The 12979-nt window shown below is 47.0% G+C and carries 9 protein-coding genes; all 9 read right to left on the bottom strand.

The annotated features are described in order from the left end of the window. Nucleotides 1–156: 156 nt before the first annotated feature. The 9 genes from CRO04_RS06615 to CRO04_RS06575 all read right to left on the bottom strand — a co-directional run bounded on the left by CRO04_RS06615 (nucleotide 157) and on the right by CRO04_RS06575 (nucleotide 12947). Nucleotides 157–2040 (bottom strand): LCP family protein, encoded by a 1884-nt coding sequence (locus CRO04_RS06615; protein WP_097003437.1) that lies wholly within the window; start codon nucleotides 2038–2040, stop codon nucleotides 157–159. A gap of 36 nt (nucleotides 2041–2076) precedes the next feature. Then, the gene (locus CRO04_RS06610) at nucleotides 2077–3495 is read right to left on the bottom strand and encodes an undecaprenyl-phosphate glucose phosphotransferase (protein WP_097003436.1); all 1419 of its coding nucleotides are present in this window, start codon (nucleotides 3493–3495) and stop codon (nucleotides 2077–2079) included. 97 nt (nucleotides 3496–3592) lie between these two features. Then, nucleotides 3593–4582 carry a glycosyltransferase family 2 protein gene (locus CRO04_RS06605; RefSeq protein WP_097003435.1) on the bottom strand — a complete coding sequence of 330 codons (990 nt, stop codon included), beginning with the start codon at nucleotides 4580–4582 and terminating at the stop codon, nucleotides 3593–3595. A 1-nt stretch (nucleotide 4583) separates the two neighbouring features. Further along, the gene (locus CRO04_RS06600; RefSeq protein ID WP_097003434.1) at nucleotides 4584–6776 is read right to left on the bottom strand and encodes a glycosyltransferase family 2 protein; all 2193 of its coding nucleotides are present in this window, start codon (nucleotides 6774–6776) and stop codon (nucleotides 4584–4586) included. Beyond that, nucleotides 6773–7780 carry a glycosyltransferase family 2 protein gene (locus tag CRO04_RS06595; RefSeq protein WP_097003493.1) on the bottom strand — a complete coding sequence of 336 codons (1008 nt, stop codon included), beginning with the start codon at nucleotides 7778–7780 and terminating at the stop codon, nucleotides 6773–6775. Before CRO04_RS06595 ends, CRO04_RS06600 begins: the two co-directional genes overlap by 4 nt. A 4-nt stretch (nucleotides 7781–7784) precedes the next feature. Continuing rightward, nucleotides 7785–8852, bottom strand: a complete 1068-nt coding sequence (locus CRO04_RS06590) for a zinc-binding dehydrogenase (protein ID WP_097003433.1) — start codon at nucleotides 8850–8852, stop codon at nucleotides 7785–7787. A 9-nt stretch (nucleotides 8853–8861) separates the two neighbouring features. After that, nucleotides 8862–10025 carry a class I SAM-dependent methyltransferase gene (locus tag CRO04_RS06585; protein WP_097003492.1) on the bottom strand — a complete coding sequence of 388 codons (1164 nt, stop codon included), beginning with the start codon at nucleotides 10023–10025 and terminating at the stop codon, nucleotides 8862–8864. 1 nt (nucleotide 10026) lies between these two features. Then, nucleotides 10027–10989 carry an NAD-dependent epimerase/dehydratase family protein gene (locus tag CRO04_RS06580; RefSeq protein WP_097003432.1) on the bottom strand — a complete coding sequence of 321 codons (963 nt, stop codon included), beginning with the start codon at nucleotides 10987–10989 and terminating at the stop codon, nucleotides 10027–10029. A gap of 23 nt (nucleotides 10990–11012) precedes the next feature. Next, a complete protein-coding gene (locus CRO04_RS06575) occupies nucleotides 11013–12947 on the bottom strand; it encodes a thiamine pyrophosphate-binding protein (RefSeq protein WP_097003431.1) in 1935 nt (644 codons plus the stop codon). Between the last annotated feature and the right edge of the window lie 32 nt (nucleotides 12948–12979).

Below are 12979 nucleotides of genomic sequence, written 5' to 3'. Positions count from 1 at the left end.
CCTTTCATGTATGTTATTATCTCATCTGATAAACAAAGTCTACCAATGAAATGTGACCATTCTGTGATAAATTTATATTGAATATGTGAATTGAAAAAATCCCTGCATATTGTACTTTTTTTGTAAAAGCACAATATGCAGGGATATCTGTATTTTTTAAACGGACGGTGGTGCAGGAACTACAACGGCATCCGTTCCGCCGCCAGGAACAGCAGCTGATGTGGTTGGAGTCGTCCCTTGTGGCTGGGTTGTCTGCGTTTCACCAGGACCTGGAGCAGTTGTTTCTGTCTCTTCGGGAACAGGTGCTTTTGTACCTGAGGTGGTTCCTGGTCCTGCCTCAGCCGTCGTTTCATTACTGCCGGGAACAGTTGGTCTTGTTTCTCCCGGTTTTCCATTCCCTTTTGTGGTTTCAGAAGGCCTTGTTTCTTTCGTCGGACCTATCTCGCCTTCCGATGATTCTGTTGTCTTTACGGGATCTCCAAACTCATCTGTGGCTTCCACTGTTTCTTCCCCGCTAGAAGTTTCTTCTTCTTCAGTCGTCTTGGTTTCCTTCACCGTTGGCTTTGTTTCTTCTGTATCAAGCCCTTTATCCGTAGGCACATGATCGATGCTTTTTCCCTGTTTATACATGCCGGAATCAGCCGCAATCTTCGCACTGATCTTTTTCACCATATTTGATGGTACGTAATCATCCTTATCAAACAGGAACTTGTGAAGCTGTTCCACATTGGTCTCAAGAGTCTGGGGGATTACACAGTCGCCTTTTTTTCCCATCTTCGTATCTCCACGGGCAAATGGAAATCCTCCGGTTTCACCGATGTGATATTTTCCAATATCCAGAAGCAGTTCTGTAAAATCACTAAATGTTAAGTTGGAGCCGATCTGATCCACTTCCATAAGAAGAATACGGTTTAACAGTCCAAGATCCGCTTTTTTTGCTTTATCAAAGGATTTCTGCAAAACAAGGCGCTGACGTTCTGTTCTTGCAAAATCAGTATCCATCTTCCGGAGTCTGGCATAAGCCACAGCCTGGACGCCATCCAGATGATTGGGACCTGCAGATTTTAAATGGACGGAAGGAACACCCGATTTTTCAACGGTTTCTGTAATAAAGGAGTTGATATAGCGGAATTCTGCCTTGCTGATATCAATATCAACGCCTCCCAGCATATTGATTCCATCCGCAACCGACTTCCAGTTAAAGGTGACATATTCGGTTACATCCAAATCCAGGTTTCTGTTAATTGCCGCAAGTGCCTGGGCAGCTCCGCCGTTGGCATAGGCTGCATTGATTTTATTATAAGTACTTCCGTCATTTATATTCAGATATGTATCACGGAAAACGGATACAATTTTAATTTCTCCTGTGCCTCTGTTTATGTTGCAAAGCATAATCACGTCGGCATTGGTTCCTTTATTTACATTGCCGTCACGGCTGTCCACTCCGAATACTGCTATGGTCCTGTATCCGGTCATATGTTTCTTCTGTTCCGGAGACATCACCTCGTTACGTACCTGATTGGTGTTAAAATCATCGGGCTTTTGAATCGCACCCATAAGTCTCGCCACATAGGCATAGGAGAAAATAAGCGCGAGGGTAAAAACTTCCGCAACTGCAAGGATTATGAATTTACGGATCCGTCTCTTTTTTTCAGTATGAACTGCCATACGGCTGGCTAAAGCGGCCTTTTCCTGAGGCGATATTCTGGGCTGCTGTCTGGAAGCTCCATCTCCTATCACGATCTGATCCTTCCTGGCAGTTCCCGCACCAGTCCTTTGCTGTCCGCCCGCCGGCTGTCTGCTTCCGTTCTCAGTTCTTCTGGCACCGCCCTCCGGCTGCCTGCGTGCCCCACTTGCGGGCGATGGCTGCTTTCCTGCCGATGCTTGTCCCCTGAATATAGGCTGTCCTTCGTTTACAGACCTTCTTCCCTCTCTGCCTGCCGGACCGCTGGTACCAGCAGAATCTGGCCTCGAATCAGAACCGCGCCTTTCCTTTCGTTCATTCCCGCGGTTTAATTCATCATCAAATTCATTTCTCATTTACTTATCCTCATCCTAATTGTGTCGTATCCGAAATCAGTACGCATTTTTATTAATAAAACCTTTGAACATGGTAAGGAACAGGATTTTAAAATCAAATCCAAGTGTCCAGTTCTCTATATAATACAGATCATGCTCTATCCGTTTTGTAATGGAAGTATCTCCGCGAAGCCCATTCACCTGTGCCCAGCCTGTAATTCCCGGACGCACCTGGTGCTTGATCATATAGCGGGGAATCTCTTCTTTGAATTTCTCCACAAAAAGCGGACGTTCGGGCCTGGGACCTACCAGACTCATATCTCCCATTAAGACATTAAAAAACTGAGGCATCTCATCAATACTGGTCTTTCTGATAAAACGCCCGACTGGTGTCACTCTGGAATCGTGCTTTGTCGTCCATCTCATTTTTTCTTCTGAAGGAGCCTGTACCACCATAGACCGGAATTTGTACATTTGAAACGACCGGTTGTGAAGCCCTACCCTCTCCTGCCTGTAAATAAGGGGACCGGGAGCAGTGAGCTTGATCAATATAACGGTCACGAGCATAACCGGTGAAAATAAAACCAGGGCAAAGGCAGCGCCGAATATATCTACTGCCCGTTTTATCATGGCATTTACCGGGTCTGTCAGAGGCACACGCCGGATATTCACCACAGGAAGCCCCTGTAAATCCTCAATATAAGGTCTTGTGGGAATCATATTGTTATAATCGGGTATAAATTTGGTGTGTACGCCTGATTTTTCGCAGGAGGCCACTATCCGCTCCAGATCTGCATATTCGCTGATGCTTAAGGTAATGGCAATCTCATCAAGGGAATTAAGGGCGAGAATTTCATCTAAGTCACTCACCTTCCCAATGACATGAATTCCTTTATACTCAAAGCCCCACTCATTGTTGTTATCAAGGATTCCCTTGATCTGATACCCCCATTCGGGATTCATAAGAACCCGGTCAATAAAGCCTTCCGCTGCCCGGCTGTATCCCAGCAGAAGAATATGCTTCTGGTTGTATCCTTTCGACCGCATGGAGTGGAGCGCCATACGGATGAAATTCCTCTCAGCCGTCTCCAGAATCACATTGACAGCAAAGAAATAAAATACCATTCTGGTTGAAAAGTTACCTAAAAACGGGTTCTTCTTAGCCAGGAACAGACTGAGTGAAAACAGCAGAAGCCCCAGAACGTTGGCCTTTAAAATATTGGTAAACTCGTATCGTCTTTCCTGAACCCGCTTCGGTGCATACAGCTGGAAAATGCCGTAGAGGAGCAGATAGGTCGGCAAAATCAGGAGAAGCGCCGCAAAATAGTACTGTGGAGGCAGAACCTGTTTATAAGGACTGAATATCCGGTTACCCAGCAGAAGCAGAAGCCAGGCTATCACATAGGACAAAATAATGACCAGTCCATCCAGTACTACATGGAACCCGTTAAATTTTTTCTGATTATCTTTAATCATAGCAGCAAAACCTTCCTACTTGCATGACTCATACTCTTCCATGATAATTTCCCGTTTATTATACATGATATGTCAATATGATGCCATTAAATTATTCTTAAATTGACCTGACAATTTTTAGTTTCCTTTTCAGAAATTCCCATACATAGAGAAATGTGCCGAATATCAGCTCTCCCTCAATTCTTATATAATTTCCAAGGCGGGACATTTGAAACCGTACTTTTTTCGTTTTTTTCAGAGTCCTGATTCCTTCTTTCACACCTTCTATATAATCAGAAGCGAACCCGATACGGCGGAAAAACAAATATTTTACTGCCATACCGGCAAGAAGTGGAATCAGGTTAAGGATCAGCTGCAGCAGGGGCATATTTTTATAATTTAAGTACAGATTGTTTCTCGCAGCCAGCTTTACTTTAAAGGAGTTATATTTGGAACCGCTGGTTCCGCTTCCCACATGATAAACCACCGCTTTGGGACAGTACCAGTTCTCATAGCCCCATATCCTGGCCCGGTACCCCACATCCATGTCTTCCAGGTATGCGAAATGCATCTCGTCAAAGCCTCCGATTTTACCAAAAACCTCTCTCCGGTAGATGGCCGCACCGGCACAGGCAGAAAATATCCGGCAGGCCTTTTTATAGCCGCTGCTTTTCTGTCCCACCCCTCTTTGATAGGCCCAGCCCAGTACGCTGTACATATCACCGGCATCATCCATGAGATCTTTATGGTATAGCTGAATCATCTTGCTGCTGACAGAGAAAATCTTTGGGGAGCGCTCAATCGCCTTTACCATCTCCCTTACGTAATCCGGCTCCGGCTCCGTATCATTGTTTAATAAAATGACATAGGGAGTGACTGATTCCTGAATCCCGATATTAACAGCGCCGGAAAACCCTGTGTTCTCTTCCAGAAATATGGACGGAATCTTATGATCTTTCAGCCACGAAACGCTGCCGTCAGTGGAACCGTTATCCACCACAAGAAGCTCAAAGTTCTGATCACTTTGAGCTCTGAGGGCCTTAAAACACGGTTCCATAAATTTTAATCCATTATAATTTGGTATAATGATGGTTACTTTCTCTGTCATCTTAAACCTCTAACTGATAGGGTTCCCCTATTTTTTCTTTCTTTAAATCCCTCAGTGCAAAATTAGATTTGCGGAGAGTTAAATTGGGGTTGTAGTAAGGATCACCGTCCCGCAAAATATCCGGCCACTTTTCTGAGAATTTGCGGATCTCCCGGTTAAAGCGTTCCACCTTTTCCGGCGTATCCTCCAGTCCTCTGGACTTTGACTCATAATGGTAGAAAAGGGCATAGGGCGCATATACCACCAGTTTATTTAAGGAACGGATCTTCATGCAGTAATCAATATCATTAAAGGCAACTGCCAGATCTTCGGAGAATCCTCCCACTTTATCAAACAGAGACCGCTTACTCATCATACATGCCGCTGTCACGGCACTGTAGTTCCTTGCGCACATCGCCTGGTTGAAATAGCTGCTTTCTGCCTTATGCAGACCAATAAAAGTATGACCCGCAATTCCACCGAATCCCACAACCACTCCGGCATGCTGAATGGTATCATCGGAATACAAAAGCCGGACTCCGGTAATTCCCACATCTTCTCTCTGGCAATAGCCAAGCATTTCTTTTATGCTATCGGGATTAATCAGCTCCGTATCATTATTTAAGAATAAAAGATACTCTCCCTTCGCAAACGAGACGCCGAAATTATTGATGGCTGAATAATTGAATTCTCTCTCCCATGTTACGACATGGACAAATTCAAATTCCTTTTGAATCTTCTCGTAATAGGCAAATGTCTCAGGATCTGTACTGTTATTTTCCACAATGATAAATTCCAGATTCTGATACGTGGATCGTTCAATCAGAGAGCGCATGCTTAGATCCAGATCTGCGCTGTGATCCTTATTTGGAATAATCACTGATACCAGGGGTTCTCCCGGGATCTCAAATGTGGTGTGGTAAATACCGTAATCAATTCCCTTTTCAACGGAACGCACGGGGATATTCAACCGGTCATAATGGGCTTTGACTGCTCTCGCACCTGCCTCAAAGGCATACAGCTTGCTTTCCGGATTACTGGAAGTGGAATCCTGATGGCATCGCCAGTGGTAAAGTGCTTTTGGAATATGGCAGATCTTCCTGGCCTTTTCCGTACATCGCAGAATAAAATCATAATCCTGGGCTCCGTCAAATTCCTGTCTGAATCCGCCTACTTCCAGAAGGAGCTCATGGTTCACCACAAACAGATGACAGATGTAGTTAACACTGGTTAATAAATCCGGGCTGAAATCAGGCTTGAAATGCGGCTCAAACAATTCGCCTCCGTCAATATCCAGCTTATCTTCATCTGTATAAACCACATCAATCTCAGGATCCTTGTTAATGGCTTTTACACATTCAAACAAAGCATCCGGTGCGAGGGTATCGTCATGATCTGCAAGAACAACGAAATCACCTGTAGCCATCTCAATGGCAGCATTGGTATTGCCGGCGATTCCCTTGTTTTCCCCCAGGATCACGTAACGGATCCTCTCATCCTTTATGGCATAACGCTTCAGTACCCGTTCCACCCCTTCTCCCTTAGGGCTTCCGTCTGCCACGCAGACCTCCCAGTTGGTATACGTCTGGGCAAGAAGGGAATCCAGCATTGCGGCTAAAAAACGCTCCGGTGTCCTGAATGCAGGTATGACAATGGAAAGCCTTGGACTGTAATCAAACACCGTCTCTCTCTGCTTTGCCAGTTCTTCCTCCGTAGTTTTGGTCAGTGATACCCACTCCGGATAATCATAATCGCTGTCAATCCCCTGAAGCTTATGCCTGGATTTGATCATAAAGGCTTTCAGACCGTTCTCCATCAGGAAGTCCACGGCAGACTGCATGGTCTGTTTGTTCATCATACTCTTTAATCTGGCTGATTTCTTATGTGCGGAGCTGTTCTGCTTTTCAATAATATCCGCATTCAGTTTTACACGGACCGACTTATTTTCACATTGTATCACCAGAGTACGGTCTTTTTTACTGTCCCGGACATAAGGAATCCGGATGTCAAATCCCAGGTCCTTCTCTACCGTCTTCTTAAAATATATCTGGCTTACATCATCTCTGCGAACCGGCACATATTTAAACGGAACCGGATTTTCCTGCTCATCGAGCACCTGGAATTTCGCCGTCTCTTCCGGGGTCTTACCGATTACCCAGCCATTTAATACGATGGAATTATCGCGGATCCTTGCTACGTCAATCTTATATTTCATCTCTGATTCCCATCCTCCATGGAGGCTGCCGTAAGAAGCAGATCCTCATCTGTATCTTCCTTTGTTCTGCTTGTAAAATTAATCCGCTCTTCTTCAATGACAAGAGGACGTTTCATAATGCGGGCGTTGATCGAAAGAATGTACTCTCCTACAAGACCGATAAAAAAGATCTGAACAGAGCCAAGGAAGCACATGCCAATCAAAAGCGGAGCCATCCCTGCAGGGAAACGGTCCCAGTAAACCAGCTTTAAAATCAGATAAATGAGGGCGACCATCATGCTGGCAAAGGAACAGATGCTTCCAAATATAGTTGCCACACGAAGTCCCACCTTTGTGTAGGAAGTAATGCTCAGCATAGCTGCATCGTAGAGCTTAAAGAAATCATTGCTGGTTTTACCAGCTCTGCGCTTTGGCTGCTCGTAAGGGATCTCTTTTCTTCGAAAGCCCAGCTCTGCCACAATCCCTCTGAGAAAAGGAGTCGGATCGTCAAGCTGCCTTAAAACATGAATGAATGTTTTATCATACAGTCCAAATCCGGTAAAATGCTCAATCTGCTCCACATCCGATAGTTTTTTGATCATCTTATAGTAACAGCTCCTCAGCCAGTACATGATCCTGCTCTCTTTGCTGGACTTCTTGATTCCGATTACAATCTTATAACCATCTTCCCATTCTTTAACATATCTGGGGATCATGTCCACTGGATCCTGAAAATCTGCCGCCATTAAGATCGTGCAGTCCCCTTCCGACTGGAGCATGGCATAGTACGGGGAATTGAACTGTCCGAAATTCTTCGCATTCAGAATCCCCTTTACACCTGTATCCTTTGCGCATAACGAACGGATTAATTCCCTGGTCCTGTCTGCAGAATCATTATCAATAAAAATAATTTCATAACGGTATTGCTTCAACTCCCTGGCAAAAACGCCGGCAATCGCCTGATACATGGCTTCCACGTTCTCTTCCTCGTTATAGCAGGGAACTACAATGCTAATTGTTTTCATCTGTTCACTTCCCATCTGTCTGCACCATCACTTTTACTAAATCTGCGGGTTTTTCTTTCATCAGCTGGAGCGCAGTCTCCACCTGATCCAGTCCGTGCAGGTGATGGGTCACCAGCTTCTGGGGATTGATTCTGCCGTACTGAATCATTTTTAAAAGACGTTCGATCCTGACTCTCCCGCCTTTCGCCAGTTCCGTATGAATGGTTTTTCCAGCCATTCCCCTGCCGCCTGAAAATTTGGGGAACGAAAGATTACCGGTGCCGCCGTAATAATTGACGTTGGATATAGTTCCAATACCATATCTTGCCATATCAACTGCCTGGGTAAACACCTCATCCCCGCCTCCGCAGATAATGACGCCATCGGCTCCCAGACCGCCTGTCCGTTCCATCACCTGATCCACGATATTGCCGTCTTTATAGCTTAAAACTTCCGTCGCCCCAAATTCCATAGCCAGTCTGGTACATACCGGTCTGGTCCCGACTGCAATGATGCGTGCTGCCCCTAAATGCCTGGCCCCTTCCACTGCCATCAGACCGATGGGACCGATCCCCATCACCACTACCGTATCTCCAAAATTAATGTCTGCGTATTCCGCTCCGGTAAAACCGGTCGTTACCACATCCACACACATCAGCGCCTGTTCCAGGGTAACACCTTCCGGGATCTTTGCCAGAGTGGTATCCGCATCCGGAATCAGGAACCTTTCTGCAAATACGCCGGGAATAGACCGCCCCAGCTGATGACCGGAAAATGGAGCGGATGCATGTTTATAATTTCCTTCCTGTATCCCCATGGCTCTCCAGTCCGGAGTAATAGCAGGAACTGCAACAATCTCTCCAGGCTTAAAATCCCTCACCAGCTCACCGGTTTCTAAGATTTCCGCCACACATTCATGACCCAATACCAGATTCGGTGCTTTTCTTGAACCCCCTCCGTAAACGGTATGAACATCAGAGGAGCACGGAGCTACTGCAACAGGGCGCAGAATCGCTCCATATGATGTAAGTTCCGGCTCCGGCGCATCATGCCAGCCTGCTTTTCCCGGTTCAATTAAGACAAATGCTTTCATACTTTCTACTTATATCCTTTCCAAATGATTGGATTTCAACGCCAGAATCTCTACATTCTGACCAAATTTTTCCACAATAATCCGGGCGATCTCTTCCGTATAGCCCGGTGCCACGATTAAAATAACGTCTACCGGGTCCTTATGGAAATAGTCCGGTGCCACAATCGGCAGATGGGAGGCAGGTGCAAATCTGCCCTGCTTAAAAGGAGCGGAATCAATGATATATCTGGCAAATTCTCCGATTACAGTGGTGGAAGCAAGGGTAAATCCCTGATGACTGGCGCCCCAGATCCCAAGACTCTTACCCTCTGACTCTAATTTGCCCGCCAGGTTTTTCAGCTCCTCACCGATCATGACGCGGCTCTTTAACAGACCGGACACATCAAGCCTGGCCTGGCTTTTCCTCTTTCTGACAATAACAGAAAGCGTATCCCGGTTTACCATTTCCTCCTCAAGCACCTCAAAGCCAGCCTGATCTGCTGCAAAGCGCAGTGTATCAAAGGTATAATAGGCGATGTGATCCCGGATCAGCTCGTAATAACCGTCATACTTTAAAATATATTCAAGGCTGGGCACTGTAATTAAACCAACGCCCTCATCCGTTAAATTCTCTGCAATACAGCGAAGCATCCCAACCGGATCCGGCTGGTGCTCCAGATAATTAAAGGACAAAAATCCATCATAGGGACCGTTCATGCTGCCATCGGGAGCCGCTAAAATCTCCCCTTCTTCTGCAAACTGCTTCCAGACATTCAACCCTTTTTCTTTTCCCAGATTAACCAGGCTCTCCCTGTGCTCGATCCCGCAGGCAGTAACCGGAAACCCGGAAAGAACAGAAAGGAATTCTCCCTGTCCGCAGCCGGCTTCAATAAGCTTCTTCCCTTCCAGATGATAAGAATCGATAAAATGCCGGTACTGGCGTCTTCTTAACTCCACCATGGTGGTAGAAAAGCCTCCTGACCGGATTACGTCTTTATAATATGGCACAGGCTCACAGTCGAACTGTACCAGACCGCAGCGGCTGCACTGGTGCAGATTCAGACAGATGCCTCTGTCCTCCGCCAGCTCCTCCCGGCCCGGTATATCCTGTGCAGATGCCGGCATATGATCCAGTGTGAGCAAAGGCTCCCCATCAAGCGCCTGTTTACACACAATACAAATCCTATCTCTCATATCACAATTTCCCTTCCATGTCAATCCTTTTTTCATATCCATGAGTTTTCCAAATGCCCTCTGAAAAGCTTACATGGGGGGAGAATCCGGTTTCTTTCTCCAGCTTTCTTATATCCGGAATCAGATTTGCAAGCCCTTCTGCATTGGGACGCCTTCTTCCAAAGCTGTAACCTCCGTGATATCCCATGGTTTCATACATCTGCCGGATGTATTCCCTCAGAGGCTTTGTTTCAGGTTCCGGCGCTGCAACATTATAAATTCCGGAAACCGATTCTTTTTCACATTCCATTAAAAGCATCAGCGCCCGGACACAATCTTCCAGATATAAAAAATTCCACATTTGTGTACATTCTCCGAGGGAGATATATTCTCCTCTGCCAAATGCCCTTAAGCAGCTTTCCACCAGGGACCAGGGGTGGTCTCCTGGTCCGTAAACGCTGAAAATCCGTGCATGAATGTATTCCATCGAAGAAATCCCCGCCTGTCTCCACTGACTGGTCATTTCTTCGGCCTGCCTTAAAAATTCCAGCTTTGCCTTACCGTATTCAGAGACAGGACTGCAGACCGTATCCTCCGGCAGCGGACCGGTATGGATTCCGTATTCCGCCTGGGAACCACTGAAAAGAAAACGGCTGCATCCTAAACGCCTGGCTCCCTCCAATGCCTTTAAAGAGTCCCGTACGTTCCTTTGCTGGACCTCCCGCTTCATCCGGTTCTGGCTGCCGGATCCATCCCAGCCAAAATGATAGAATGCCTGACAGGGTTCCCCGATCACCTGATCCAGTGTATCAAGTGCTTCTAACTCCCGCTCTATTACTATAAATCCCGGCTGGTCTGCCGGTAAGTATCTCATGTTCTGCGAACCGGGACGTACCACACCATAGACCCTGCTTCCCTGTTTTAAAAGGCGGTCCGCCACCGCTCTTCCCAGGAAGCTGGTAGCTCCTGTTACAACTACGTTCACCGTATTTCCTCCCTGTAATAAGTCTAATCCCTGATTCGGGGTATGAGCATATTGCGCTCCATCTCTTCCTCGGAAAGGAACGGGGATAAATCCTCCAGGGGAGGAGATACCATGGTTCCATCAGGAAGACGCTTGGCCGCTGATTTTGGTTCAAAATTCTGATCCCTGCTGACAAACACCTCACAGATCACAGGTCCGTCCTGTGACAGGGTGTGAAGGAGTGCCTGGTCAATCTCACCATTGTGGCGGGCGCAGACATAGGGATACCCGTATGCAGCAGAAAGCTTCTCCATATCAGGAAAGCTTAAATCCCTGCTGTCTTCTCCGATTCCCACAAGGGGCTCACCAAAATAATTCTTCTGCGTCTGCCGGATGGAGTGATAACCGCCGTTATTTATTACAAATATCTTAATGGGGAGGCGGTGGTGTATAATTGTCTGCAGCTCCTGCAGATTCATCTGTATGCTCCCGTCTCCCGTCACCAGGATAATGTCCTCTCCCGGATCCGCCTTGGCAGCGCCGATGGCTGCAGGCAGATCATATCCCATGGACGCCACTGCAGAATTGGTAATAAAACGCTGGCCGGGCTTGATGACATACGCATGACCGCCCACAACACAGGCCGAACCATTGCCGACCACAGTAATCCGATCAGGCGGTAGATGCATACTTAATTCTTTTATAAATGCATAAATATTGACTTCCTTCCCCTCTTCCTGATCGTAATGCCTGGGAAGAACCACAGGATATGTCTCTTTCCACATGCGGCAGGTCTCGTTCCAGGTAAGAGAGCCGATTCCCTTTCCGCCCCGAAAGAGCGGTTCCTCTGCAGTTGCCATAAATTCATGATCCAAAAGGTCCTCCATCACAGCCAGAAGGTCTCTGATGTGCGCATGAATGCGCATATCCGCATGAACGGAGGGTTTCTTTAGTTCCTCCGGATCAATGTCATTGACAATTACAAAGGCCTCTCTGGCCCAGGTGGCATAATTATATCCCACCTGACGGATGCTTAAGCGGCTGGCAAGAGAAAGAACCAGATCACTGTTCTGGATGGCGAAGTTACCCGGACGGTCTCCCATCCCTCCTCCTCTTCCGGTATAAAGAGGATGCTCATCGCAGATGCAGTCCTGGCTGTTCCAGCCTGTCACAACCGGCACTCCCAGCTTCTTAACCACCCGGAGAAAGGCTTCATGGGCCTGTCCGATGCGGATTCCACTCCCTGCATTGATCACTGGGCGGGATGACTCTTTGATCTTTGAAAGGACTTCACGCACCGTATCCTTATCCGGTATCCGGGGAAGTATCTGGCGTTTTTCACCGAAACCGCACGCATCTTCGCGGATCTTTGCTACGGATTCAGCTGCCCAGCCGTCACCGCCCTTTTCATAATTATCTGCATCAAATCCGATGAGATCATCAGTTTCCACATAAGCCCCCTGGACATTTAACGGAATGTCCAGCCATGCCGGTCCCGGACGACCGGAATACGCAAGATAGACTGCCTTTTCCAGGCAGTAGCGGATCCTCATGGGATCGATTACCATCTCACTGTATTTGGTCATGCAGTCAATGGCTCTGGTAATATCAAATTCCTGATCCCCCATGGCACGTATTCCTACGCCGGACCATCTGGCAGTGGTATCATAGCGGACCTGTCCTGACAGAATCAGCATGGGAATGGAATCCAGCCAGCCGCCTAACACTCCGGTTATGGCATTGGTACCCCCGGGGCCTGTGGTAACGCAGACAGCCGCAATACGTCCCCTGATTCTGGCATAGGACTCCGCAGCAATGGCACAGGCCTGCTCATGGTGGTTATAAAGACAATTAAGCCCTTCCTGATGGCCCAATGCATCGTTTAAATGCATGGCACCTCCTCCTGTCACGGTAAACACCTGTAAGATACCAAGTTCCACCAGCCTCCGGGCAATATAATTGGATATTTTCATTCTCATGATTATTTTCTCCTTTATTAAGGAATGGTAAT

The sequence above is a fragment of the Lacrimispora amygdalina genome (assembly GCF_900205965.1).
GTDB lineage: Bacteria > Bacillota > Clostridia > Lachnospirales > Lachnospiraceae > Lacrimispora > Lacrimispora amygdalina_A.
The sequence above is the reverse complement of the archived record's forward strand: the minus strand, read 5'-3'. Positions and strand labels throughout refer to the sequence as shown.

Bases quoted from the DNA above. Each gene is read 5' to 3' on its own strand.
- CRO04_RS06600 (WP_097003434.1), bottom strand. From the start codon at position 6,776: ATGAAATATAAGATTGACGTAGCAAGGATCCGCGATAATTCCATCGTA.
- CRO04_RS06610 (WP_097003436.1), bottom strand. From the start codon at position 3,495: ATGATTAAAGATAATCAGAAAAAATTTAACGGGTTCCATGTAGTACTG.
- CRO04_RS06615 (WP_097003437.1), bottom strand. From the start codon at position 2,040: ATGAGAAATGAATTTGATGATGAATTAAACCGCGGGAATGAACGAAAG.
- CRO04_RS06575 (WP_097003431.1), bottom strand. From the start codon at position 12,947: ATGAGAATGAAAATATCCAATTATATTGCCCGGAGGCTGGTGGAACTT.
- CRO04_RS06605 (WP_097003435.1), bottom strand. From the start codon at position 4,582: ATGACAGAGAAAGTAACCATCATTATACCAAATTATAATGGATTAAAA.
- CRO04_RS06585 (WP_097003492.1), bottom strand. From the start codon at position 10,025: ATGAGAGATAGGATTTGTATTGTGTGTAAACAGGCGCTTGATGGGGAG.
- CRO04_RS06595 (WP_097003493.1), bottom strand. From the start codon at position 7,780: ATGAAAACAATTAGCATTGTAGTTCCCTGCTATAACGAGGAAGAGAAC.
- CRO04_RS06590 (WP_097003433.1), bottom strand. From the start codon at position 8,852: ATGAAAGCATTTGTCTTAATTGAACCGGGAAAAGCAGGCTGGCATGAT.